General features: G+C 37.8%; 24 protein-coding genes and 1 riboswitch. Of the genes, 2 read left to right on the top strand and 22 right to left on the bottom strand.

The window, feature by feature from the left end:
• Nucleotides 1-77: 77 nt before the first annotated feature.
• The 5 genes from ACAN52_RS03350 to ACAN52_RS03330 all read right to left on the bottom strand — a co-directional run bounded on the left by ACAN52_RS03350 (nt 78) and on the right by ACAN52_RS03330 (nt 5,782).
• The gene (locus ACAN52_RS03350) at nt 78-1,361 is read right to left on the bottom strand and encodes a glycosyltransferase family 2 protein (RefSeq protein ID WP_378952216.1); all 1,284 of its coding nucleotides are present in this window, start codon (nt 1,359-1,361) and stop codon (nt 78-80) included.
• A 290-nt stretch (nt 1,362-1,651) separates the two neighbouring features.
• Nucleotides 1,652-2,335, bottom strand: a complete 684-nt coding sequence (gene pssA, locus ACAN52_RS03345; protein ID WP_378952213.1) for a CDP-diacylglycerol--serine O-phosphatidyltransferase — start codon at nt 2,333-2,335, stop codon at nt 1,652-1,654.
• The gene (locus ACAN52_RS03340; protein WP_378952210.1) at nt 2,332-2,970 is read right to left on the bottom strand and encodes a phosphatidylserine decarboxylase family protein; all 639 of its coding nucleotides are present in this window, start codon (nt 2,968-2,970) and stop codon (nt 2,332-2,334) included. Before ACAN52_RS03340 ends, pssA begins: the two co-directional genes overlap by 4 nt.
• Before the next feature lie 39 nt (nt 2,971-3,009).
• Nucleotides 3,010-3,738 (bottom strand): WecB/TagA/CpsF family glycosyltransferase, encoded by a 729-nt coding sequence (locus ACAN52_RS03335; protein ID WP_378952207.1) that lies wholly within the window; start codon nt 3,736-3,738, stop codon nt 3,010-3,012.
• 70 nt (nt 3,739-3,808) lie between these two features.
• Nucleotides 3,809-5,782, bottom strand: a complete 1,974-nt coding sequence (locus ACAN52_RS03330) for a transglycosylase domain-containing protein (RefSeq protein WP_378952204.1) — start codon at nt 5,780-5,782, stop codon at nt 3,809-3,811.
• A 130-nt stretch (nt 5,783-5,912) separates the two neighbouring features.
• On the opposite strand from ACAN52_RS03330, the gene ACAN52_RS03325 reads away from it, so the two are divergent.
• Nucleotides 5,913-6,824 carry a polysaccharide deacetylase family protein gene (locus ACAN52_RS03325; RefSeq protein ID WP_378952201.1) on the top strand — a complete coding sequence of 304 codons (912 nt, stop codon included), beginning with the start codon at nt 5,913-5,915 and terminating at the stop codon, nt 6,822-6,824.
• A gap of 30 nt (nt 6,825-6,854) precedes the next feature.
• On the opposite strand, the gene guaB is transcribed toward ACAN52_RS03325, so the two are convergent.
• From guaB to ACAN52_RS03300, 5 genes are all read right to left on the bottom strand, one after another.
• Entirely contained in the window at nt 6,855-8,309 is a 1,455-nt protein-coding gene (guaB, locus tag ACAN52_RS03320; protein WP_378952199.1) for an IMP dehydrogenase, read from the bottom strand.
• 238 nt (nt 8,310-8,547) lie between these two features.
• A complete protein-coding gene (locus ACAN52_RS03315) occupies nt 8,548-8,733 on the bottom strand; it encodes a 2-hydroxymuconate tautomerase (RefSeq protein WP_378952196.1) in 186 nt (61 codons plus the stop codon).
• A 99-nt stretch (nt 8,734-8,832) separates the two neighbouring features.
• Nucleotides 8,833-9,501 (bottom strand): TVP38/TMEM64 family protein, encoded by a 669-nt coding sequence (locus ACAN52_RS03310; protein ID WP_378952193.1) that lies wholly within the window; start codon nt 9,499-9,501, stop codon nt 8,833-8,835.
• Nucleotides 9,502-9,693: 192 nt separating this feature from the next.
• Complete coding sequence (gene recG, locus ACAN52_RS03305; protein ID WP_378952190.1) at nt 9,694-11,742, bottom strand: ATP-dependent DNA helicase RecG; 2,049 nt, start codon at nt 11,740-11,742, stop codon at nt 9,694-9,696.
• A 77-nt stretch (nt 11,743-11,819) separates the two neighbouring features.
• Nucleotides 11,820-12,017 carry a DUF1858 domain-containing protein gene (locus ACAN52_RS03300; RefSeq protein ID WP_378952187.1) on the bottom strand — a complete coding sequence of 66 codons (198 nt, stop codon included), beginning with the start codon at nt 12,015-12,017 and terminating at the stop codon, nt 11,820-11,822.
• Nucleotides 12,018-12,231: 214 nt separating this feature from the next.
• Here ACAN52_RS03300 and rpmB point away from each other — a divergent pair, with 214 nt between their 5' ends.
• Nucleotides 12,232-12,423, top strand: coding sequence for a 50S ribosomal protein L28 (rpmB, locus tag ACAN52_RS03295; RefSeq protein ID WP_378952184.1), 192 nt, complete (start codon nt 12,232-12,234; stop codon nt 12,421-12,423).
• Nucleotides 12,424-12,543: 120 nt separating this feature from the next.
• On the opposite strand, the gene hslO is transcribed toward rpmB, so the two are convergent.
• The 12 genes from hslO to ACAN52_RS03235 all read right to left on the bottom strand — a co-directional run bounded on the left by hslO (nt 12,544) and on the right by ACAN52_RS03235 (nt 24,761).
• A complete protein-coding gene (hslO, locus tag ACAN52_RS03290; RefSeq protein WP_378952181.1) occupies nt 12,544-13,431 on the bottom strand; it encodes an Hsp33 family molecular chaperone HslO in 888 nt (295 codons plus the stop codon).
• Nucleotides 13,432-13,439: 8 nt separating this feature from the next.
• Complete coding sequence (yfcE, locus tag ACAN52_RS03285; RefSeq protein WP_378952178.1) at nt 13,440-13,994, bottom strand: phosphodiesterase; 555 nt, start codon at nt 13,992-13,994, stop codon at nt 13,440-13,442.
• Nucleotides 13,995-14,122: 128 nt separating this feature from the next.
• Nucleotides 14,123-14,587: a 6,7-dimethyl-8-ribityllumazine synthase gene (gene ribE, locus ACAN52_RS03280; RefSeq protein WP_378952175.1), complete on the bottom strand. Its 465-nt coding sequence runs from the start codon at nt 14,585-14,587 to the stop codon at nt 14,123-14,125.
• Between the two features lie 3 nt (nt 14,588-14,590).
• On the bottom strand, nt 14,591-15,799 hold the full coding sequence (locus ACAN52_RS03275) for a bifunctional 3,4-dihydroxy-2-butanone-4-phosphate synthase/GTP cyclohydrolase II (protein WP_378952172.1): 1,209 nt from the start codon (nt 15,797-15,799) through the stop codon (nt 14,591-14,593).
• A 32-nt stretch (nt 15,800-15,831) separates the two neighbouring features.
• Nucleotides 15,832-16,491: a riboflavin synthase gene (ribE, locus tag ACAN52_RS03270; RefSeq protein ID WP_378952169.1), complete on the bottom strand. Its 660-nt coding sequence runs from the start codon at nt 16,489-16,491 to the stop codon at nt 15,832-15,834.
• Nucleotides 16,460-17,590: a bifunctional diaminohydroxyphosphoribosylaminopyrimidine deaminase/5-amino-6-(5-phosphoribosylamino)uracil reductase RibD gene (gene ribD / locus ACAN52_RS03265; protein WP_378952166.1), complete on the bottom strand. Its 1,131-nt coding sequence runs from the start codon at nt 17,588-17,590 to the stop codon at nt 16,460-16,462. The genes ribE (ACAN52_RS03270) and ribD overlap by 32 nt, the downstream gene beginning before the upstream one ends.
• Nucleotides 17,591-17,754: 164 nt before the next feature.
• Nucleotides 17,755-17,886, bottom strand: a riboswitch (FMN riboswitch).
• A gap of 43 nt (nt 17,887-17,929) precedes the next feature.
• Nucleotides 17,930-18,577 carry a ribulose-phosphate 3-epimerase gene (gene rpe, locus ACAN52_RS03260; RefSeq protein WP_378952163.1) on the bottom strand — a complete coding sequence of 216 codons (648 nt, stop codon included), beginning with the start codon at nt 18,575-18,577 and terminating at the stop codon, nt 17,930-17,932.
• Between the two features lie 5 nt (nt 18,578-18,582).
• The gene (rsgA, locus tag ACAN52_RS03255; RefSeq protein ID WP_378952160.1) at nt 18,583-19,458 is read right to left on the bottom strand and encodes a ribosome small subunit-dependent GTPase A; all 876 of its coding nucleotides are present in this window, start codon (nt 19,456-19,458) and stop codon (nt 18,583-18,585) included.
• Nucleotides 19,459-19,470: 12 nt separating this feature from the next.
• Complete coding sequence (gene pknB, locus ACAN52_RS03250; protein ID WP_378952157.1) at nt 19,471-21,351, bottom strand: Stk1 family PASTA domain-containing Ser/Thr kinase; 1,881 nt, start codon at nt 21,349-21,351, stop codon at nt 19,471-19,473.
• A gap of 19 nt (nt 21,352-21,370) precedes the next feature.
• Nucleotides 21,371-22,783, bottom strand: a complete 1,413-nt coding sequence (locus tag ACAN52_RS03245; protein WP_378952154.1) for a peptidoglycan D,D-transpeptidase FtsI family protein — start codon at nt 22,781-22,783, stop codon at nt 21,371-21,373.
• Entirely contained in the window at nt 22,773-24,038 is a 1,266-nt protein-coding gene (locus ACAN52_RS03240; RefSeq protein WP_378952151.1) for an FtsW/RodA/SpoVE family cell cycle protein, read from the bottom strand. Before ACAN52_RS03240 ends, ACAN52_RS03245 begins: the two co-directional genes overlap by 11 nt.
• A gap of 3 nt (nt 24,039-24,041) precedes the next feature.
• Complete coding sequence (locus ACAN52_RS03235; RefSeq protein ID WP_378952148.1) at nt 24,042-24,761, bottom strand: Stp1/IreP family PP2C-type Ser/Thr phosphatase; 720 nt, start codon at nt 24,759-24,761, stop codon at nt 24,042-24,044.
• Nucleotide 24,762: the final 1 nt, after the last annotated feature.

Here is a 24,762-nt window from a genome sequence, read left to right as displayed (position 1 = left end):
ATATTCTGGTACAATACCAGCACCTAAAATAATTTTTCTGATTTTGTAAAATAAGAGATGAGTGTTTAACTCATCTCTTATTTTACAGCTTGTTTCGTTAAAAAATCCTCTTTTGAGAATTCATTATTCTGAGATAGCAATACATCTTTATAACTTATGCTCCGTGTATGCACAGTATGACTCCATTCACGTTCATTGCGGTGTAGAAAACCTAATATTGTAATTGGAATCCAACTATAAACGAATAAGGGGTAAAAAATTGAATAGAACCAAGTTTTGCGACTTACACCAATTTTCGCTAAGATAATGACTGGAAATAAATATTGTCCAATCCCTATGGCAGTCATCACTTCAACAGGTAAAATTTTGTTAATAATATTTGTATAGAAAGGAATAATTGTATATACAGAACTCGATAATACAAATAATGTGGATATAATTAGAAAATAGGGTTGTAATAAATGAAAAACTCCATCTAAAATTCTAAGATCCCGTTGTTTAATTCCTTCAATTAACATTCGTGGAATATATCTTCCGGCAATGTCAAAGTGACCTTGTGCCCAACGTTTACGTTGATGCCAAGCTTGTGTAAAAGTTAGTGGTTTTTCATCATACACAATTGCATCATGAGCCCAAGTCGTTGGTATGCCTTCTAATAAGACCTTCATTGTGAATTCCATATCTTCCGTCAAACAAGTCGCTCCCCAACCAAACTTACGTAACACTGCAGTGGAGATACACATACCTGTTCCACCAAGTACACTGGACAAACCAATATTATACTTAGCTAAATGCCAAATATGATTAACTACCCAAAACGAAATAGCAAAAGTTCCAGAGATCCATGTGTCATCAGGATTTTTTGAATCAAGATAACCTTGTATAACCTGTTCCCCTTTACATAATCGACTATTCATTTCTAATAGAAAGTTTTCATGTACTAAATTATCAGCATCAAAGATAATGACTCCATCATAGTTACGCGGTAATTTAAATAACTTAGCAAACATCCACTCCATGGCATAGCCCTTACCACGTTCTTCTAAATTGAAGCGTTCATAAACAATGGCTCCAGCCGATCGAGCGATTTTAGCAGTATTATCTTTACAATTATCTGCAACGACGAAAATATCATATAATTCACGCGGATATTTTAAGACTTGAATATTTTCTACCAAATGTTTAATGACTTGTTCTTCATTATGAGCAGCAATAATGATGGCGAAAGTACTTTTAGGCGTCATTATTTTAGTTTCTTTTTTAGGCCAAAAACAAAAAAATGCAATGATAAAATAATATAAGGTAAAAAACACAATAATAAGTTGTAATGGAATCATTACATAATCAAAGATATAATTCATGGATTTTGCTCCTTTAAAATCCCATTTTTAAAGCATATTAACTATACTTTATACTAAAACACAAATACTATTCTAATTTTAAAACATATCCCTTGTCAAGCAACAATTTATTTGCTAAAAACCATTTAAGGATTTGTGTTCGTTTATTTTTACATCACTTCAAAAAAATAAGTATCCAAGTATGCGGATACTATTATTTTTTTATGTAATTGAGAAAGTATATGACTTTCTCAATTACAGTTAAGGACAACCACTTCTTAGCGTAAACAAGGGGTTCCTTGCAAACCATTTTATGAAGTAGCTGATTTATAATCAAATAATCCAAAGATCGTATTCAATATACCAAATAAGGCATAAGCAAAAAATGGTACAAATAAGATCGCATCTTTCATGGTAAACAATATATAACCAGCTAAAAGTATGGTAATCACAGCAGGAATGATTCTAATTTTTTCACCTTGTCCTTTAAAATCAGGATATTTAATCGTACTGACCATTAGGTATCCGCACAAAGTTACCATGATTGGAAATAATAAGCCAGATGGTTTAATACCAAGCATAATAAATGTTGCGACGACACAACCACCTGCTGGAATAGGTAACCCCATAAAATAACCTTTCACAACACCAGTATTTACATTGAAGCGAGCTAAACGTAATGCACCACAGGTTGCAAAAAAAGCCGCCACAAGATATCCAAAAATTCCAGGTAAATCTTTTAACAAAAACGCATAGGCTAATATGGCTGGCGCCACACCAAAAGATACTAGATCACATAAGGAATCCAATTCCTTACCAAATTCACTACTTGCATTTAAATACCGCGCCACCCTACCATCAAGTCCATCACTAATCATGGCTGCAACAATAAATAATGCTGCTTCATAAAATTGTCCATTGAATGTAGAAATAATGGCACCAACACCCAAAATCAGATTTAAAGCCGTTAAAGCATTTGGAATGATACTTTTCATCCTAATACCCTCCCTATAACAGTATCACCACCTGTAACGCGATCACCCTTTTTAACTAATATTTCAACCGTTTTAGGTACGATAATTTCCGTACAGGAGGCAAATTTAATAAGACCATATCGTTCGCCTTTTTCTAATACATTGCCAAGGGTCACCCACGAAACAATGCGTCTAGCCAAAAGACCAGCGATTTGTGTTACTAATACACGCATATTTTCATTTTCTATGCCAATGGAATGACGTTCATTTTCACAACCTACAGATTCTTTATAAGCTGGACGAAAACGTCCACAAGTATATTGTTGAAATTTAATTTCCCCAGCAATAGGACTCCGATTAATGTGTACATCAAAAACTGATAAAAAAATCGTTACCTTAATACCAACTTCATTTAAAAATTGCTCATCATAAACTTCACAGACACTCATCACCTTACCATCAGCAGGCGATACAATTAAGGAATCATCAGTCGGTATTTCTCGTTTAGGATTACGAAAGAAGAAGGAAATAAACCCCATGAAGACTCCAGGGACAATACTCCAATACGGGTCAATCGTTGCATAAACTACAATAGTAATCAATGCTAGAACAGCAATATATATATATCCTTCTTTAGCGATAGGCGCTTTAACCATGAATTCACCTCTTCTTAACAAACCATTATATTTTGCTAATCATCTTTTTTTATTTGCCATTACTTTCAAAACAAATCGTGGTAAAGCCAACATTCGAATGGCACGCTTCGGCTCAGATAACAAACGATATAACCATTCTAAATTCAAATTTTGCATCCACAAGGGCGCTCGTTGAACGACACCAGCCATTACATCAAAAGTACCGCCAACGCCAATGGCTACAGGCGCTTTAATTTGATCCATAAATTCTACCAACCATTTTTCTTGTCTCGGTACACCTAAAGCGACTAATAAAATATCAGGTTGACATTTTATTATATTGTTGATAATTTCTGGTTCTTCTTGTTTTGTAAAAAATCCATGACGAGTCCCCACAATTTGGAGACCTGAATAACGCTTTACAGCATTTTCTTTGGCTTTATCAACAATACCAGGTGCTCCACCTAACATATAAATGCGATATTTTTTCTTAGCAGCTTCAACTAACAAATTTTGAACCAAATCATAACCTGCAACACGTTCCGGCATGGGATCGCCATTATAACGAGCTGCCCACACCACACCTGCGCCATCAGGTATGACTAAATCGGCATCATTAATAATTTGCGCAAAATGTTTATCTTGATTTGCCATCATGATCATTTCCGCATTAGGGGTAACGACTAAATGAGGTTTTTTCTGAGCAATAAATCCTTCTACATGACTTACAGCCTCTTTCATCGTCACAACGTCAACCTTTACATTTAAAACTTCGATTCTATTGCGCACTATACATATAGTCTCCTTACTACTAAAAAAATCAACCATTTAAAAGTTTCTTACATATTGTATCATAATATTATAAACTGGGCAATCGTGGCATAGGTAATTTCCACCATCGTGGTTGTTCATCTTTCTTGGGTGCTACTTCTGCTTTTTTCTCAGGCTGCAATTTGGGGCTGATGCGAGTGTCGGTCACTGTCGGTTGAGTACCTCTAATAAATGCACTATATTCCACGTCTTGGCATCCAGGAGTCGCTAATTTTCCTGAGTCAGCACAGATGGGTACATTCGTCACTATATTGGGAGGAACCAAAAATTCCACTGGTTTGATCCCCCTCAATACTTTTGACATCATAGTCCCCCACATACCAGCAACTTGAGTACCTGAAATTTCCACTGGTGTCCGATTGTCATTTCCAACATAAATACCAACGAGTAATTCAGGCGTATAACCCATAAACCAGGCCGTTTCGTATCCATCCGTTGTGCCCGTTTTTCCAGCTGCTGTGCGCCCAATATTCGCAGGTGTACCTGTACCATCTTCAATCACGCCTTGCATCATATTCGTCAGAATATAGGCAACATCAGCGCGCAGGACAGATTGTTGAGTCAAATGTGCTTCTTCAAGCACCTGGTCATTCTCATCAACTACTTTCAAAATGGCAACTGGCTTTGACATAATGCCCCCATTAGCAAAAGCTGTATAAGCTGTTGATAACTCAAATAAATTTACCCCTTGTGTTAAGCCCCCCAAAGCCGTTGATAAATTATTGTCTTGTTCTACTAATGTAGTAATTCCCATACTTTTAGCTAACTCAAGTATGTTGTTAATACCAACTTGTTGCCCTAATTTAACAGCAGCAATATTAACTGACCAGCGAATACCTTTTTTCAAAGTAATGGGACCACGATATTTTTTATCATAATTTTGCGGAGCATATCCTCCAATATTGACAGGTTGATCAATGATCATCGCGTTTGCTGTCAATCCTTGATTAAGGGCCGCAGCATATACAAAAGGTTTAAATGCTGAACCTGGTTGACGTACTTCAGCCAGTGCACGATTTAGTTGGCTTTCTTCATAATTACGCCCACCTACCATCGCCCTAATATACCCATTGCGTGGATCAAGAGCCAGTACGGCCCCTTGATATTGGCCAAGTACTCCTTCAGCCTCTTGTTGAACATTGCTATCGATTGTTGTATAGATTTTAAGACCGCCTTTATAGACACGGTTAGCACCATAACGCTCTACAAGTTCTGCCGCTATATAATCAAGAAAATAAGATGCTTGTACAGCCCGTTTTTTCTTGCCAACTAAAGAGATAGGCTGTTGTTGCGCCTTATCTGCTTGCTCTTGTGTAATATATCCATGTTTCACCATACCTGTAAGTACTGCCAATCTACGTTCTAAAGCCGCCTTACTATCAACATATGGGGAATAAATATTCGGTCCGCGAGGTAAACCTGCAAGCAATGCACTTTCGGCTAGAGTTAGTTCACTCGCATGTTTACCAAAATACACCTGTGCTCCAGTCTCTACTCCATATGCCCCTTCACCAAAATAAACCTGGTTTAAATATGCTTGTAAGATTTCTTGTTTTGAAAATTTACGTTCAATCATAATGGCTAAAAATGCTTCTTTTATCTTACGTGTAAAAGTCCGTTCTTGTGTTAGAAACATATTTTTAGCGAGTTGCTGCGTTAATGTGCTACCACCTTCAACAAGACCGCCAGCACGTATATTCACAACAATTGCACGAATAATTCCAATAGGATCGATACCAATATGATCATAAAAACGACTATCTTCATTCGCAATAATTGCCTGTCCTACATAGGGTGAAATGTTAGTAATTGATACAACAATGCGATTTTCTTCAAATAATTTAGACAAAAGTTGTCCTTTGCTATCAAAAACTTGTGTTGCTGCAACTAAATGTAAGTTTTCTAAACCATCAACCTGTGGTATAAAAGATGCGTAACCAATTCCAGTCGATAAGCTTATAATAATGATAAGGATAATACCATTGATTAGCCAACACCGCATTTTATCACGCTCCTTTTTCATGTAGTATTCCAATGCATAATAAACTTTACACGCAGGAATATATACTTATCTGTCGAATATTTAATTATTCTTTACATTATATCGCAACATTAAACTACAGGAGAAATGTATGACGAAAAAAAATAATTTTTTTAAAAGTATTTGTATGATTTGCGCCATCTGTTTTATTGCTCTTGTATCTGCACCGTTGATTACATTAGCAATACCTGCAACACAAACTCTTTCCACTCTACAAATAATTCCCACATCGCAGCCACTAGAAAAAGAACCGCCACCAATGGAGACCGCGAATCCTAATACAAATCTGACCGAACCTACCACAAACAATAAACCTGAATATGATCAATTTACCTTTTCAGAGCGACAAGAACGCAATTTGCCAACTATTTTGCCGGTCACTGAACCATATTATGGTGATAAAGTGATTTATCTTACCTTTGATGATGGGCCCGATTTAGAAAACACTCCACTAATACTTGATATTCTTAAAGAAAATAATATTAAAGCTACTTTTTTTGTACTGGGCACAGAAGTAAAAAAATACCCCGACCTTTTAAAACGTGTTTATGATGAAGGACATGCAATTGGTAATCATTCATACAATCATATTTATCGTGACCTCTATCAATCCGAGCATACTTATATTGAACAGCTACATCACAATGACGATATCATTAAGAGTATCATTAATGTGCGCCCTCATATTTCCCGAGCTCCCGGCGGATCAGCCGGCAACTTCACTAAAGCCTATTGGAATATCTTAAAGCAACAAGGTTATATTGAAGTGGGTTGGAATATTAGCTCTGGTGATGCCTCTCATGCAAAAGCAGAGCAACTTTTAAACAATATCATTCAACAAACAGAAAAGAATACCTTTTTATGGAGCCATGCAATTCTCTTGATGCATGATGGTAAAGGCCATTCTGAGACAGTAAAAGCATTACCACGTATTATTAAATTTTATAAAGAAAAGGGTTTTACTTTTCAAATTATAAATTCAAAAACACCGTCAGCTTGGTAAAAGCGTGACGGTGTTTTTGATTTTTCTTGTTTAAAAACTGTAGTTAGGTGATTCTTTCGTAATGCTAATATCATGAGGATGGCTTTCTTTTAGACCAGCTCCCGTGATGCGAATAAAACGAGTATTATTGATTAATTCCTTAATCGTAGGCACACCACAATATCCCATACCAGCACGCAGACCACCGATCAATTGGAAGGCCGTATCAGCAAGTGTTCCTTTATATGGTACTCTTCCTTCAATACCTTCGGGAACAAGTTTGTCCATATTTTCTTGGAAATAACGATCTTTACTACCTTGAGCCATAGCGCCAAGCGATCCCATACCTCTATATACTTTATAGCTACGTCCTTGATAAATAACAGTTTCACCTGGACTTTCTTCTGTTCCGGCAAACAAATTACCAAGCATTACAACACTAGCACCAGCAGCAAGAGCCTTTACCATATCTCCAGAGTATTTAATACCGCCATCGGCAATAATCGGAATATTATACTCTCGTGCAACCCTTGCACAGTCGTACACAGCCGTAATTTGCGGTACACCAATACCAGCAACAATACGAGTTGTACAAATTGAACCCGGTCCAATACCAACTTTAATGGCATCTGCACCTGCTTCAATCAAATCACGGGTAGCTTCTGCAGTAGCTACGTTACCAGCAATCAAATCAATTTCAGGATAGGCTGCTTTAATTTTTTTAACAGCATCAAGTACACCTTGTGAATGGCCATGAGCAGTATCAACGACAATGACATCAGCTTTAGCAGCAACGATCGCAGCAAGCCGTTCCATCATATCTGATCCTACACCAATAGCTGCACCGACTAATAAACGACCTTTAGGATCCTTTGCGGAATTAGGATATTTTTGTGATTTTTCAATATCCTTAATCGTAATGAGACCTTTTAGCTTACCATCGCTATCAACCAGTGGTAATTTCTCAATTCTATGTTTATGGAGGAGAGCTTTAGCATCTTCCACAGAAGTCCCAACTGGCGCTGTGATCAGATCCTCCGTTGTCATGCAGTCTTCTATTTTACGCGTCAAATCCGTTTCAAAACGCAAATCGCGATTGGTCAAAATACCGACTAATTTATTATTTTTAGTTACTGGAACACCTGAGATATGATATTTTTCCATCAAGTTTTGTGCATCTTGCAAACTATTATCAGGGGATAAAAAAATAGGATCAACAATTATCCCATGTTCAGAACGTTTTACTTTATCAATTTCACCAGCTTGCCGCTCGATGGACATATTTTTATGAATAACTCCGATACCACCCTCCCGAGCCATGGCAATCGCCATACGCCCTTCAGTAACAGTATCCATACCCGCACTAATAATTGGGATATTGAGCTTGATATTTTTAGTCAAATATGTACTTACATCAACATCTTTAGGTAGAACATCTGATTTAGAAGGAACTAACAAAACATCATCAAAAGTCAAACCTTCTTGCATAAACTTATTTTCAAACATAAACGTTTCTCCTTTCATACTACTTGCAAAAGTTATTTCAACTATAATAACATACTTAAACTGACCTTATCCACTCTTTTTTATGTAATTTTTTAATAATTTTTCATTTTTATTTTCAAAAACTATCATTTAGGCAATATACAAGAAGAAAACATCCTCATTTATAGTCAATGAGGATGTTTTTATTCAGAAAATCAATCAGTAATTGTTAGTGTTTTCAAAAAGATAGACTCAAATTCTATTTATCGGACATTAGCACGCCAGCTTTAGCTATATCGTGCTTAGGTGCATCTCTAAGAATAATAGTGACAGCTTCCGCAGGGCAAGCTGCAGTTTCACATATTGCTTCAGTCACCTTTTTTACTAAGGCGCGCTTTTGGTCAACACTGCGTCCTTCAACTAAATCAATTTGTACGATAGGCATAGTATAACCTCCTTCTCATTGTTATGATTATCTTTTATTCGATATCCATAACAATATTCCTGCAAAGGCATTCCTTATTTCCATCACTGATTATTTTAACTATTTTTCTTTTTTAGAGCGTCTATACCACCACAATCCAATATACACAAGAATAACTACAACCACAATTATAATTAAACGGGTCATATTTTCCCCAGCGAATACTAAATCATGACCTAATAATACTTTAATAACGACTGGTGGTAATTTACCTATTAAAGTAGCTAAAAAGAAGTCTCTAAAACTAATTCTACTGATTGCTGCAACAGCTGTAATAATGCCCGAAGGTGCTAACGGCAATAGTCGAGCAATAAGCAAGGCTTTAAATCCGTTTTTGGCACTATAATCATCGACTTGTTTTAAATAACTACTTTTCTTTATCCATCCTTCGATCAATGTTCGGAAAAAATAACGGGCAAAGACGAACATAACAACTGCCCCAACCACTTCACCAGTCCATGAAATGATGACTCCCCAAAACAGACCATACATAATACCAGCGGCTCCCGATAAAATCATAAAGGGAAAGACGATGGTAAAGGTCATAACAATGAACAATAGAATTGTGACAAGAATTGACCAGGAACCAAAACTCCGTAGATAGTCTGCTAAACCAACGATATCGCCATGTTCAATAATACCATATGCATGTTGAAAAAATTCAGGTTGCCATAAATACAAGATTCCAAAGGATAATATAATAAATAACCACCCTACTAATTTAACCATTATACCCCTCCACACTACGGAAAAATCTGGATCACAAACAATGTTACTACTATACTAAATTTATTACTAAAAGGCAACTAGAGGCGTGATAATGATAGGTATAAATAGAGTATAAATGTGGCATAACTATAGTGTAAATTTTCTCCTCTCCCATCTTTGGCGACCATGCGGTCGCCTTTTTTTACGTACAAATTAATTGGAAAACATCATGCCTATTTCTTTACCAAACCGTTGACTTAAAACAGAACGTATACTCACACAATCATCAGCATTTGCAATGGTTTGCTCCGCTGCACGTTTAGCCTCTAGTAAAATACTAATATCGCTAATGATATCTGCAATCTTAAGGTCTGGAAGACCGTGTTGTCGTGTACCAAAAAATTGTCCAGGACCACGTAATTTTAAATCTTCTTCAGCAAGTACGAAACCATCATTGGTTGTTGTCATAATCGTAAGCCTTTCTTGAGTCTCAGGATTTCGATTATCAGAGAGCAAAATACAATAAGATTGATGAGCACCTCGACCAATACGTCCCCGTAATTGATGCAATTGAGCTAAACCAAATCGTTCTGCCCCTTCAATCACCATAACAGTGGCATTTGGTACATTTACACCGACTTCAATCACCGTTGTTGCGATCAATACTTTTATTTCTCCACTATAAAATCCATTCATTACAGTTTCTTTATCAACTGCCTTCATTTTGCCGTGGACTAAGCCGCAGGGAATATCTTTTAAATCTGTTTGTATTAGTTGCTCGTAAAGTTCGACTGCTGACTGAGCATCAATTTTTTCCGATTCTTCTACCAAGGGACAAACCACATAAGCTTGGCGTCCATTTTTGACTTCGTCCACAATAAACTTGTACACTAAATGTCGTCGATCACTACCACGCACAAAAGTTCTGATGGCTTTACGACCAGGAGGCAATTGTCGGATAGAAGATACATCAAGATCTCCATAAACAGTAAGTGCCATTGTTCGAGGGATCGGCGTTGCTGTCATCACCAATACGTCAGGCATATTGCCTTTTTCCTGTAATATGCTTCGCTGGCGAACACCAAACCGATGTTGCTCATCAGTCACTACCAATCCTAAATATTTAAATTCAACAACCTCTTGAATGAGAGCATGAGTCCCTATGATGACATCCACCAAACCCTCTCGTAATTTACATAAGACATCTTCACGAAGCCGTCGTGACAATTTGCCTGTAAGCATACATACTGTAATGCCAAGGGGCGCAAATAGCTCTGATAGCGTCTTATAATGCTGCTCAGCTAATATTTCAGTTGGAACCATCATAGCCCCCTGATAACCATTTTCTACAGTCTTAATCAACGCTAGGGCTGCTATAATCGTTTTACCAGAACCAACATCACCTTGCAACAAACGCTGCATGGTTGTGATATCTTCCATATCTGACTTTACTTCAGATAATACTTTTTCTTGATCATCAGTCAATCTAAAAGGTAAGTTTTTATATGCTTGACTTGAAAGCAAAGCATCGAGCCCATGTTTTATTCCCATATGATGATTTCTATGTTGTTTTTTTAGTAACAATAGGCTACACTGCAATAAATATAATTCCTCAAATACCAATCTTTGTCTCGCTCGTTCTAAAATCTCCATACTTTGAGGAAAATGAATGGCTTCAAAAGCCAATCTACGATTAAATAAGGAAAATTTATCAATAATGTTCGTAGGTAAAATTTCTATAATCTCTTGATAGTCATTCAATACTTGATTAATCATTGTCCGTAAAAAACGCTGATTAATATTTTCGCTTGCAGCATAAACAGGGATAATTCGTCCAGTATCGATCGGTTCTGAACTATCTATGACTTCAATTTCTGGATTTTGAACTTCTACTTGATAAAAAATCTTAATCTTACCTGATACAATCACTTCCATGCCAGTCTGATACTTTTTTTTCATATGAGGCTGATTAAACCAAACGACTTGAGCAACCCCAGAGCCATCACTAACGCTCATTTTGAGAATGCTTAAACCACGTCGTGGCTTAGTCTCCACAAAGTTAACTACTTTGGCCTTAAAAGTTTCTAGTTGTCCATCAATGAGAGAATTTATCATCTTAAGTTGACTACGATCCTCATAACGGCGAGGATAGTGTTCGAGTAAATCTCCAATTGTAAATATGCCTAACTTATTCAATAAAGTTGCTTTGTGTGGCCCCACGCCTTTAATATATTGAATACTTCTTGTCCAAAAATTGATCAAACCATCACCTTCACATTTTTCAGTAATAAAAATTACTGAATGATATAGATTTAGGGAAATAGGCAATTTTATTTTGCCTATTTCCCTAAATCTGATTCATTTAATTCTTTTAATAATGCTTCTAAGTCAATATCGTGCATTTTAGCACCGTTTTCTATTGTTTCAGTCGTTGCTCCCATGCACCCTATACATCCCATACCATGTTTTGCAAAAATATCTCGGGCTAATGGATGCGACCGGAGTACCTCAATGATTGCCGTTTTTTTTGTAATCACTCTTCACGCCTCCCATCTCTATCTATATGATTTTATTTCAATATATAGATTTAAAACTCCTGCCATAGTCATTAGCTTTCCTTATTTTTGTTGAAAAACGCATAAATACAAGGCATCTCAAAAATAGATCTTGCATTAACTAAGGAAATTATGCTAAAATACTACTGTTATTGTAATAAGGATGTCTCGTCCTTCATCAAAGGAGGTGGAATACATGGCAAATCTTTGTGAAATCTGCAGTAAATCCCCAAGTAGCGGCAATAATGTCAGCCATTCTCATTTAAAAACTAGACGTACTTGGAAACCAAACATCCAAAGAGTTAAAGCGATCGTTAACGGTGAAGTAAAAAGAGTTAATACTTGTACTCGTTGCCTACGCTCTGGCAAAATTCAACGTGCTATCTAATTAAAAGTTAATATAATTTATAATTACAGCACAACAAAAAGACTGGGGAATTTCCCAGTCTTTTTTTAATGACTTAGGCTTCTGCCTGTGTCTGAAGACTTGGTACAAGCCAAGTCTTTTTTACATTGTACTATTTTTTTCTGTTATGATCGCAAGAACATGTTCAAGGTCACTTTGATCAAATTGATATTTTTCTCCACAAAAATGACAACAAATCTCAGCTTGTCCATCACTAGTAATGATATCATGAATTTCTTCAGCACCAAGACTCACTAGCACATTTTCAATCCGTTCGTGAGAACAAGGACACTTAAAACTGACAGGAAATTCTTCATATAAAGTGACAGGTAGTCCTGCAAAAATCATATTGATAATAGCAGCCGCATCTTTACCTTCACGAATTAATTGAGATACAGGTGGCAGGATTGCTATATTCTTTTCAATCTGGCTTAATACTTCATCATCAGCATCTGGCAAAGCTTGTATCATAAAGCCGCCAGCTGCACCAACAGTTAAATCTGGCTGAACTAACACACCAAGTGCGACACTTGAGGGCGTTTGCTCAGATACAAATAAATACTGAGTCACATCTTCAGCAATTTCTCCACTGACAAGTTCTGAACTTCCTGTGAAAGGCTGCTTCATTCCAGTAAAGCGAGTTACGAAAATCTGCCCATTACCAACTCCTGCCCCCACATCAAGCTTACCATTGCGCAATGGTAAATCAATATGTGGATTTCTCACATAACCTCGCACAATTCCACTGGCATGGGCATCTGCAACAATTTCACCAAGAGGACCATCACCAGCAATGCGAACGGTGATACTCTCATCTGTTTTAAGATTGGCAGCCAACAGTAATGCTGCCGTCATCGTGCGTCCTAGTCCAGCTGCTGCCACTGGATAACAATCATGACGTTGTCTTGCTTCTTCGACTAAATTTGTAGTAACGACAGCGAAAGCCCTTACACCACCTGCTGTTGTCGCTTTTATAATATGATCTTGCATATAGCCTCCTATAACCTCTCTGACATGAGTAATTGCCCTGTGGCAACATCTAATACTTCAATAGTACGATCAATCAATCTAGCAATAGTACCGCGCTTATCTGGGCGCTTGGACATAGCAGGCGAACCTGGATTAAGATAAATAATACCATTGCGTTTTTCCAATGATGGGATATGAGTATGCCCAGTAATAAATAAAGCGGCTTTAAACTTAGCTGCCATTTCCTGCTGAGTCTGCTCAGTAAGAGTGTGTCCATGGTTAACAACAATAGGTATACCCTCAATCATAATGTAAGCATAGGGTGATTGGATAGGCATCGTAAGAACCATACCATCTACATCAGCATCACAATTACCAGAAGCCACGATGATCGGAACACTACAAGAATTCAAGGACTCAGCTAATTTTTTTGGATTATATTCTAAGGGAATATCATTGCGCGGACCATGATATAGTATATCACCAGCATGAATGATTAATTCACACTCCATAAAATATCTTGTATAAACCTTTTCCCATGTCTCTGCACAGCCATGGGTATCACTGATAATACCTATGTTCATATCATCACCCCATTATTTCCTGGAAATATTTTACTTTTAAAACAGATATAACAAATGTCAATCGCCAGTCATGAGATATAACTTTATATCTCATGACTGGCAAACTAACAATACAGAATAAATTTTTTTTAGATATTTTTTAATAAATTAGCCATTTCAATTGCAGTCACTGCAGACTCAAAACCTTTATTACCAGCTTTAGTACCAGCACGTTCAATGGCTTGTTCAATATTTTCCGTAGTCAGTACACCAAAAATCGTAGGAATACCAGTATGCATACCAACTTGAGCGACCCCTTTAGAAACTTCCGAACACACATAATCATAATGTGATGTACTGCCGCGAATGACAGTTCCTAAGCAAATTACAGCATCATATTTTTTACTCTCAGCCATTTTTTGGGCAACGAGAGGAATTTCAAAAGCACCAGGTACCCAAACAATTGAAGTATCTTCTTCTTTAACACCATGACGTTTTAAGCCATCTAATGCACCACCGAGCAATTTACTATTAATAAATTCATTAAACCTTGCTACAACAATACCAACTTTTAATCCCTCAGCAACTAATTGTCCTTCAAAAACTTTTACCATGATCTATTCCTCCCCATTTTGTTTGAGCAAATGCCCCATTTTAGCTTTTTTTACAGATAAGTAGCGTTGATTAAATCGATTGGCTTTAACCTCTACTGGGACTCGTTCAGAAATCGTCAATCCATAACCCTCAAGCCCAGCTCTCTTCTTAGGATTATTGGTCAATAGGCGAATGCTAGTCAAACCTAAATCAACTAATATTTGAGCTCCGATACCATAATCTCTTAAATCAGGAGCAAATCCTAACAGTTCATTGGCTTCAACAGTATCTTTGCCTTGATCCTGTAATGCATAAGCAAGCATTTTATTGGCAAGACCAATGCCTCTTCCTTCCTGTCGCATATACACCAGAACGCCTTCACCTTCTTGATCAATACGTTTTAAAGAAGTAGCTAATTGTTCCCCACAATCACAACGAAGTGAACCAAATGCATCTCCTGTTAAACATTCAGAATGTATACGCACTAAAACATTTTTTTTGCCCTCTATATCACCCTTTACCAAAGCGATATGACACTGATTATCAAGTTTACTTTCATAGGCAACAAGTTTAAAATTTCCATATTGAGTTGGCATCGTGGTTTCAGCTCCACGTTTTATGAAAAGTTCAGTTGCTTTGCGGTATCTGATTAAATCTGCAATGGTAATCAATTTTAAATCATGTTTTTTCACAAATTCTTGCAGATCAGGTACCCGCGCCATAGTACCATCATCATTCATAATTTCACAAATCACACCAGCAGGATATAAGCCAGCCATTTTAGGTAAATCAACTGCTGCTTCTGTATGTCCAGCCCGGCGTAAAACTCCGCCTTCCACATAGCGGAGTGGAAATACATGGCCTGGTCGTCTAAAATGTTCAGGTCGAGAATTGGGATCAAGCATGGCAAGAACTGTTTCGGCCCGTTCCGGGGCAGAAATCCCTGTTGTGGTCGTATGAGCATCAACGGACACTGTAAAAGCTGTACAATGATTATCTGTATTATCACACACCATGGCACCAATTCCAAGTTCATCAAGTCTTGATCCAATAATCGGCATACAAATCAATCCACGTCCATGAGTAGCCATAAAATTAATGGCTTCAGGAGTTACTTTGTCAGCAGCCATTAGTAAATCGCCTTCATTTTCACGATCTTCATCATCAACAACAACAATCATTTTACCATTTTTTATATCTTCAATCGCTTCATCAATTGTATTAAATTTCATTATAATACCTCCACAAATTTTTTAAGATCATGTTATAGCGTAAAACCATGCTGTTGTAAGAAACTCATCTCAATTTTACTCTTTGCGTTATGTGGCTGATTGGATTGTAAACCTAGTAATTTTTCTACATATTTTCCAATCACATCGCCCTCTAGATTTACACTGTCGCCAATTTTTTTAAATCCAAGTGTCGTGCGACCAGCACTATGAGGGATCAAAGATACAGTAAACCAATCTTGATCATATTCAACAACAGTCAAGCTAATTCCATCAATGGCAATTGATCCCTTTTTTACTATGTATTTCATTACTTCAGAACCTGCTTTGATTGTAACAATCATTGCGATATCATTTAATTCTTTGGCACTAATCGTACCAACGCCATCAATATGTCCACTAACAATATGCCCACCAAAGCGGTCTCCTACACGCAGTGTTCGTTCAAGATTGACTGTATCACCAATTTTTAAAGTTGCAAGTACAGTGCTCTTTACCGTCTCTGGCATAACATCTGCTGTGAACCATGTTGTAGAAAATTCTACAACAGTCAAACATGTTCCATTAACAGCGATACTATCACCAAGCTGCACATCACTTAGTACCGTGCTTGCTAATACCGTTATGCGTACAGATTTGGCTCCATGGGTAATGGCTTTTATTTTACCTAATTCTTCCACAAGTCCGGTAAACATCTCGTCCCTCCCGGTTGCACATATAAGCGCTAATTAATATATCTTGCCCGATAGGCTCAATCGTCATATCTTCAAACAAATGAGCATGATTTACGTCAGTTACACCTTGTCCCCCGACAGGACCTAAGGCACCATGACCGCCTATAATTTTAGGGGCAATAAACCAATAGATTTTATCCACAAGATGCTCTTCCATGACTGATCCATTAATTCTTGCGCCACCTTCAACGAGAATACTTGTAATCTCACGCGCAGCTAAGGTTTTGAAAGTTTGACGTAAGTTGACACCAGCTTCCTTAGATTCAATAGATAGTACTTCAACACCGCATTCACGCAAAGCATTTACTCTATCAATTGGGGCCTTGGGAGTCACTACAATAATTGTTGGAGCCAATCCATCAATCACCACATGTGCATCAAGAGGAGTCCGTGCCATACTATCAATAATAATTCGAATTGGATTTTTCCCCTCATATGAAAGGCGAGTTGTTAAACGCGGGTTATCCGCAAGTACTGTACCAATTCCAACTAAAATGGCATCATAACAATCTCTTAGTTGCTGCACACGTTCGCGAGACTTAGGCCCTGTAATCCACTGGGAATGTCCAGTATGAGCAGCGATTTTACCATCAAGTGACATCCCACTTTTTAAAGCGATAAAAGGTAACTTTGTTGAAATCCACTTAATAAAAATTTCATTAAGCTTAGCAGCTTCAGCTGCGAGTACTCCTTCTATGACCTCAATACCTGCTTCACGTAACTTGTTGATACCTTGCCCTGCAACAAGAGGATTGGGGTCATTCATAGCAACAATGACTTTTTTGATGCCTGCGGCAATTACGGCATCGGCACATGGCCCTGTTCTTCCATGATGGGAACAAGGTTCTAAGGTCACATACATAGTAGCATCTCGAGCTAATTCTCCAGCTTGCTGCAGTGCATTAATTTCAGCATGTGGCGTACCTGCCTTCTTATGCCAACCTTGACCAACAACTCGTCCATTACGAACGATCACAGCACCAACCATGGGATTCGGACTCGTACGGCCAATGGCATACTGGGCTATGACCAGCGCTTGCCTCATATACTGCTCATCCATAACTGAATCCTCCAAAAAAATAAGCTGTTGAAAAAGTTTTTACACTTTTTTAACAGCCTTGTAGAATATAGGAAAATAGTTATCAATATTAAACCTTATGAAAGAACTTGTTTCAACAACAAACTCTTTATATTAAGGTTGCGTTTTCACAAACACACTTTAATATAAACCTTTTTCCATCCAGACTATACTGTCGGCTCCGGAATTTCACCGGATCAGCCATACGGCTCGCGGGCTAGTCACCGCCGGTAAGGAATTAAAAGATTACTCTTTTTCACCTTGCCCCAAAGGCTCACTTATTTAGTTATGTATATATATTACCAGTATTTTTTAAAATAATCAAGTCCCTCGAATATCCCGAATGGCTTGTTCAATATCTGGGGCTTGATAAACGGCTGATCCTGCAACCAAAATATTGGCACCAGCAGCAATCACTTGTCGTGCAGTTGCTGCATTTATCCCACCATCGACTTGAATATCAACTGACAAATTACGTTCAGTAATCATCTTTCGTAATCGAGCAATTTTATCAAGCATCTCTGGAATAAATTTCTGACCACCAAAACCTGGATTGACAGTCATTAATAACACCATATCAACTTCACCGAGCACTTCTTCAATCGTAGATAGGGACGTGGAAGGATTAAGAGATACGGCGGCTTTTAATCCATGTTCTTTAATATTTTGTATGAGACGATGTAAATGTGGTGCCGTCTCAACATGAATTGTAATAAGATCTGCCCCTGCCTTAGCAAAGGAATCAATAAAATCTTGAGGATTATTTACCATAAGATGTACATCAAACATCATCGTTGTTACTTTGCGAATTGATGCGACAACAGGCGGGCCAAAGGTTAGATTAGGTACAAAATGACCATCCATTACGTCAATATGTAATATATCAGCTCCGGCAATTTCTACTCGCTTGATTTCATCTGCTAATTTAGAAAAATCAGCAGAAAGAATTGATGGTGCAATTTTTATCATGATAGTTAAAACCCCTTTTTATTTTCAGTAATTTCTCCTAAGATCTCAAGGTAGGATTGATATCGTTGTTCATCAATCTTTCCATCTGCTACGGCTTGTTTGACCGCACATCGAGGCTCTCTCGAATGAATGCAAGTGCTAAATTTACATTCAGACACGCGGTCTGATATCTCAGGAAAACAATGCATTAATTCCGTTGGTTTCATGTCATTGAACTCAGTAAAACTAAAACCAGGTGTGTCAACAACAAAACCGCCTCCAGACAAGGGTAATAACTCTGCAAAACGGGTCGTATGCTTACCTCGACCAATTTTTTCACTCAATTCACCCGTTACTAAGGTTAGGCCTCGTTCAATATTGTTTAGTAGCGTAGATTTGCCGGCTCCAGATGGACCAGCAAACACACTAATTTTACCATACAACTTACTACGTAATTCATTGATGCCTAAATCGGCTTTTGCTGATACGGTAAGAACTTGATAACCAATTCCACGATAGTGAGTAACAATCTCTTCTAACTCTTGACTATCTGCAAGATCAATTTTATTAATGCAAAGAATGATTTCTAATTCTGACATTTCCGCCAAAACGAGAAAACGATCTACCAAAATTCGATTGATATTAGGATTCACCGCGGCAAAGGTAAGAATCACTTGATCAATATTGGCAATCATGGGCCTTCTGAGCATACTACGCCGCGGCAAAATATTTTCAATGATGCCTTTACCAGCACCTGCCATCTCATACTCTACTTGATCTCCCACTAATAGTGAAAATCGTTCCTTTTTGAAACGTCCACGCAATTTACATGAAACCACATTGTCAGCAGTTTGTACATAATAAAAACTATTATATGCTCTTATGATTACTCCATTTAGCATTTGTACCTCCTGCTATATTGTTTGTTCTTGTAATAAGATTCCATTACTATAGACTTGTACTCTAACTTGCCCGTTACCTTCAACCACCTTTTCAATCTTTTCTCCAGGTTTATGCACATTCTCATAAACAACACGTCGTCCATTCGTGTCTGTCACGATAATCTGCACAGCTTGGCGAGCAGCTCCTTCAGGCACGGTGATAGCGAGTGCGACTCGTTTTGCAGTATTCACTTCGGCTTTTGCGACAGTAAAATCTATAGCTAAACCTTCTGATGCCTCTGTAGCAGCTACTGGATTTTGTCCGATAATCGTCCCTGGTGAATATTTACTATTGGCTTCCTCAGTTACTTTGCCTTGTTTTAATTTTAAACTTTCAAGTTGTGTACCCACTGTACTTAATGGTGTACCTCTAAAATCAGGCAAAGAAATTTTACGCGGAGCAGCGCCTTTACTAATCACAAGATCAACAGCTGTATTCTTATTGACTTGTACCGGTGGGCGAGGCTGCTGCGCAATAATGGTATCAGCAGGTACATCTGTATTAAATTGTTCATCAACTCGACCAACAACAAGTCCCGCATTTTTAATTTTAAGTTCTGCATCTCGACGATTTAATCCTTTAAGGTCAGGTACGATGGCAACCTCACCACCTTTACTCACAACAAGAACAATCATCCGTTGTTCTTTTACAACGCTGCCAGCCTCAGGATATTGAGAAATAATATAGCCTGCTGGTACTTTATCACTAAATATTTCCGATTCACTTACCCTTAAATTTTGATTTGCTAAAATATTGCGAGCAACTTCAACTTGCTTACCGACTACACTGCTAACGGCAACTTCATTATTGCTCCAAAATTTACCAAAAGAGAAAAATGCTCCTATTATAAAACCAACGAGTAAAAGTACTAATAACCCCCATACCCAACCTTTTGGTTTATAACTTTTAGATAATTGGTTATTACTTTGTTCTGAAACAGTTGGTTTAGCGGTTGAGTTAATGACACTTTCATCAAGACGTGGCAATATTTGAGTTGGAAAATCACTTCGAGACAACAAATGAGTATTGTCATCACGAAGGTAATTTTGTACTGACTTTAAATCAGCAATCATTTCACTAATATCATTAAAGCGATGAGCAACGTCTTTAGCCATTGCTTTAAGAACAATAGCTTCTAATAATGGTGGAATATCTGGCTTGATTTCTCGCATGGGACGTGGCTCTTCTTGTAAATGTTGCAATGCAATACTAATTGGCGTTTCACCATTAAAAGGCAATACACCTGTTAACATTTCATATAATACAACACCTAATGAATAAATATCAGATTTAGCGCCTACTGCGCTCCCTTTAGCTTGCTCTGGTGAAAAATAATGTACGGATCCAATGATGGTACCCGTATGGTGTAGTGTTGCTGAACTAACAGCTCTCGCTATACCAAAATCAGTCACTTTAATACGCCCAGCACGGGTCATCAGAATATTATGGGGTTTTATATCACAATGTACCAAATTATTTTGATGCGCATGTTCTAATGCTTCCGCAATATCGGCAGCGATCCGTACTGCATTCTCGATTGGCAATGGCTCTCGCAAAATACGTTCCTTAAGAGTCTCACCAGATATATATTCCATGACAATATAATGTACATCTCCATCTTGACCAACATCATACATATTTACAATATTATGATGAGATAACCGGGCTGCCGCTTGAGCTTCACGACGAAAACGAGCAACGAATTGTTCATCATTTGCAAATTGTGAACGCAAAACTTTTACAGCAACAGAACGTTCTAACAATTTATCATGTGCTCGATAAACGTCAGCCATACCTCCGCCGCCAATATGTTCCAAAATAGTGTATCTCTTATCAAGTGTTCGATTAATCATGTAAACGATCACCCCCCCTTTAATGTAATGCCTTTGCTAAAATTTGTCCCGCAATGGGTGCTGCTATACTACCACCTGCACCAGCATTTTCAACAATAACCGCTATAACAACCTCTGGATTATCAGCTGGTGCAAATCCAATAAACCAGGCATGAGAATCACCATGAGGATTCTCTGCCGTGCCGGTCTTACCCGCCACCTTTACCCCCGACAAGTGAGCTCCACTACCTGTACCTTCATTTACGACTGTTACCATCATTTTATTAATTGCACTAGCTAATTGAGAAGTTGTTGGAGTCAACCACTCTTCAGGCATAAATTCTTTTATGGAATTACCATCAGAGTCAGTTATTTTATCAACAATATATGGTTTCATAATAATTCCTTTATTAGCGAATGTACTCACAAGCATCGCCATCCGTAATGGGGTCACTAATAAACTGCCTTGACCAATGCCTGTTTGGGCCAAATCGCCGTTGCCAAGTGAATTAAAATCAGGCAAGTGAGATTGAACTTCTTGTAAATCAGGTCCAATCGGACGTTTAAAACCATATCGATCAAAAGTCTTAGCCATCCTCTTGCCACCTAACTCCAATGCCAAAGTACCAAATGTTACATTGCAGGAAACAGTTAAGGCTTCTTCTAAATTAAGATTACCATGTGCTTTATGACCACTCTCTTCCAAAACATAGTCGGGAGGCACCTGTAATATACCTTCACAACGAATTGTCTTATTCATATCCGTAATTTTTTCTGATAATGCTGCATCGGCCATCATCACCTTTATAATTGATCCTGGTGGATACAAACCTTGAACAGCACGGTTAAGCAGAGGACTATTATCAGCAGTTGAAATACTTTCCCATTTTTGTTCCAATATGTTGGGATTAAAGCTAGGTTTACTCACCATCGCTAAGATAGCACCCGTCCGGGGCGACATAACGACAACTGCTCCTCGATGCTCACCGAGTGCTCGATAAGCTGCTTCCTGCAGTTTAGCATCTAAGGTCAGTACTACATTATTACCAGTCTGATTTGACCACAAGTGACTGATAGCACCTAAATGACGGAGTTGATTATTCATTCCCGTCAAATAACTGTTATATGTACTTTCAAGGCCCGCTTTACCATATTTAGCGCTATCATACCCCACCAAAGGAGCTGTAATGGCTGCATATGGATATGTGCGTGTAAAACTATTCCCTTTTTTCTCACTGTAAGCTAATTTTTCGCCATTTTTATCAAGAATCATACCATACTGAAGATTACGATTTCCAGCAGCATTACGACGATTCAATGGATGAGTGACCAAAAAATCCTGTTCAACAACTTGTATATAGGATAAATAGATAAATAAAATCGCCAGTAGGCCGAGTAAAGCGAAGGTTACGTTCTGAATATTTTTTCTAATCTCTCCTATGTCATTTCGCATGATATGATCTCACTTCCGATATGGAAAATAGCATACCTAGTAAAATGAAATTAGCAACAATGGAACTACCACCATAGCTGATGAAAGGCAATGTAATGCCTGTTAAGGGAAAAAATTTAGTTACCCCGCCAATAATCAAAAAAATCTGTAACCCCATAGAGACTGCTAACCCTCCAGCTACGAGCATGCTGAATGACATTGTTGATAATAAGGCTACGCGAAAAGCACGATACACCATAATGATATATAAAATAATAATCCCACCTGCTCCAACCAGTCCCATTTCTTCTCCAATCGCTGCAAAAATAAAATCTGTATGAACTTCAGGAATCATATTCGGAAAACCATAGGTAAGACCACTGCCTATAATTCCGCCTGAACCAAAAGCAAACAAAGATTGTACAATTTGATAGGCTCCACCATTCGGATCAACCCATGGATTAAGCCATATATCTACCCGTGTTTGAATGTGAGAGTATAATTTATAACACACAACTGAACCAATTAAAAACAACAATAAACCAATAATTACATAACTAAACCGCCCACTTACCATATAAGTCATGATAATCGCAATCCCGAAATATAATAAAGCTGCTCCCATATCGCGCTGCAAGATAAACATCATCATCGCAATACCCCATACTGCAATAAGAGGAGCAATAAATCTAGGATGAGGCAATACCAAAGGTCCATAATGCCGAGTGGCCAAGGTCAGTAATTCACGTCGTTCACTTAAATACGCTGCTAAAAACAAGACAATAAACATCTTGGCAAATTCCGACGGTTGAAATCGAATGGGACCAATAATAACCCAACTTTTATGCCCACCAATATCTACCCCAAACAAAATAGCAATTAATAATAAACCAACACCAATAAAACCACATACATATTTGAATTTAGCCACTTCTTCTAGTCTTCGAGAAATAAATGTTGATGCTAAAAAAATGAGTAGCCCAATTCCCACCCACATCGCCTGTAATAGGAACAAATCGGGTTTAAGTCGAAGAATCATAGTTAATCCAATTCCCGTTAGTAATGCCGCTAAGGGTAAAAAGATAGGATCACCACCATGTCCAGCTTTATACAGCACCGCATTCACTAACATAAAACCAAGCATCAGCCCGCAAGTAGCACCAATAACACCATAATCAAGACTACCTTGTGTGAAACTAACTGCTAAGATACCATTTAACATAATTACACCAGCAATTAAGAGCAATCTACGCTCAGAGTGCCGTATGCTAGTCATCTTTTACGCATCCCCATTTTTAAGTAAAATCACTGTAATATTATCTGAACCACCAGCATTTTTAGCATTAACAACTAGCTGATTGGTGATACATTCTAAATCATCTTGACTATTTTTAAGTAGGTTATAAATATCCTGATGACTTACCATATTGGTTAGACCATCAGTGCACATTAGAATAATATCTTCTGATTCGAGTGCAATAACACCTGTGTCGATCTTAATCAGACAACTTGTACCAACTGCACGAGTCAGCATATTTCTCTTGGGATGAATTTTTGCTTCTTCTTTTGTTATATTACCGCTTTGCACTAACTCCCAAACTAAAGAATGATCATTTGTGATTTGACTAAACTCTCCATTGCGCAATAAATAAATACGACTATCGCCAACATGTCCCCAAAAAATCTTATTATTTTCCATATAAACTGCTGTTACAGTCGTACCCATGCCATTAAATTCTTCTTTAGAAAGTGATAATTGATAAACTGATGTATTAGCTTGAGTCATAGCCTGTCTAAGCAGTTCTTCATCCTTGAATTTACCATCATTTTCTTTGATATAACGACTGATGGTCGTAACTGCTAGTTTACTAGCAATCTCACCAGCCAAATGTCCTCCCATTCCGTCAGCCACAACAAATAAATGCGGTGGTTCACAAATATAACTATCTTCATTCGTTGCTCTAACTAGTCCAATATCAGACATTACATGTACCAGCACA

This window comes from Pelosinus sp. sgz500959 (genome assembly GCF_042610375.1).
Taxonomy (GTDB): Bacteria; Bacillota; Negativicutes; order DSM-13327; family DSM-13327; genus CTSoil-075.
The sequence above is the reverse complement of the archived record's forward strand: the minus strand, read 5'-3'. Positions and strand labels throughout refer to the sequence as shown.

What these genes read in the sequence shown, in the direction of transcription:
- ACAN52_RS03325 (WP_378952201.1), top strand. Translation starts at nt 5,913, where the DNA reads ATGACGAAAAAAAATAATTTTTTTAAAAGTATTTGTATGATTTGCGCC.
- ACAN52_RS03350 (WP_378952216.1), bottom strand. Translation starts at nt 1,361, where the DNA reads ATGAATTATATCTTTGATTATGTAATGATTCCATTACAACTTATTATT.
- pknB (WP_378952157.1), bottom strand. Translation starts at nt 21,351, where the DNA reads ATGATTAATCGAACACTTGATAAGAGATACACTATTTTGGAACATATT.
- ACAN52_RS03340 (WP_378952210.1), bottom strand. Translation starts at nt 2,970, where the DNA reads ATGGTTAAAGCGCCTATCGCTAAAGAAGGATATATATATATTGCTGTT.
- ACAN52_RS03330 (WP_378952204.1), bottom strand. Translation starts at nt 5,782, where the DNA reads ATGCGGTGTTGGCTAATCAATGGTATTATCCTTATCATTATTATAAGC.
- ACAN52_RS03310 (WP_378952193.1), bottom strand. Translation starts at nt 9,501, where the DNA reads ATGGTTAAATTAGTAGGGTGGTTATTTATTATATTATCCTTTGGAATC.
- hslO (WP_378952181.1), bottom strand. Translation starts at nt 13,431, where the DNA reads ATGCAAGATCATATTATAAAAGCGACAACAGCAGGTGGTGTAAGGGCT.
- ribE (WP_378952169.1), bottom strand. Translation starts at nt 16,491, where the DNA reads ATGTTTACCGGACTTGTGGAAGAATTAGGTAAAATAAAAGCCATTACC.
- rsgA (WP_378952160.1), bottom strand. Translation starts at nt 19,458, where the DNA reads ATGCTAAATGGAGTAATCATAAGAGCATATAATAGTTTTTATTATGTA.
- rpe (WP_378952163.1), bottom strand. Translation starts at nt 18,577, where the DNA reads ATGATAAAAATTGCACCATCAATTCTTTCTGCTGATTTTTCTAAATTA.
- ribD (WP_378952166.1), bottom strand. Translation starts at nt 17,590, where the DNA reads ATGGATGAGCAGTATATGAGGCAAGCGCTGGTCATAGCCCAGTATGCC.
- yfcE (WP_378952178.1), bottom strand. Translation starts at nt 13,994, where the DNA reads ATGAACATAGGTATTATCAGTGATACCCATGGCTGTGCAGAGACATGG.
- rpmB (WP_378952184.1), top strand. Translation starts at nt 12,232, where the DNA reads ATGGCAAATCTTTGTGAAATCTGCAGTAAATCCCCAAGTAGCGGCAAT.
- pssA (WP_378952213.1), bottom strand. Translation starts at nt 2,335, where the DNA reads ATGAAAAGTATCATTCCAAATGCTTTAACGGCTTTAAATCTGATTTTG.
- ribE (WP_378952175.1), bottom strand. Translation starts at nt 14,587, where the DNA reads ATGGTAAAAGTTTTTGAAGGACAATTAGTTGCTGAGGGATTAAAAGTT.
- guaB (WP_378952199.1), bottom strand. Translation starts at nt 8,309, where the DNA reads ATGTTTGAAAATAAGTTTATGCAAGAAGGTTTGACTTTTGATGATGTT.
- ACAN52_RS03315 (WP_378952196.1), bottom strand. Translation starts at nt 8,733, where the DNA reads ATGCCTATCGTACAAATTGATTTAGTTGAAGGACGCAGTGTTGACCAA.
- ACAN52_RS03245 (WP_378952154.1), bottom strand. Translation starts at nt 22,783, where the DNA reads ATGCGAAATGACATAGGAGAGATTAGAAAAAATATTCAGAACGTAACC.
- ACAN52_RS03275 (WP_378952172.1), bottom strand. Translation starts at nt 15,799, where the DNA reads ATGAAATTTAATACAATTGATGAAGCGATTGAAGATATAAAAAATGGT.
- ACAN52_RS03240 (WP_378952151.1), bottom strand. Translation starts at nt 24,038, where the DNA reads ATGACTAGCATACGGCACTCTGAGCGTAGATTGCTCTTAATTGCTGGT.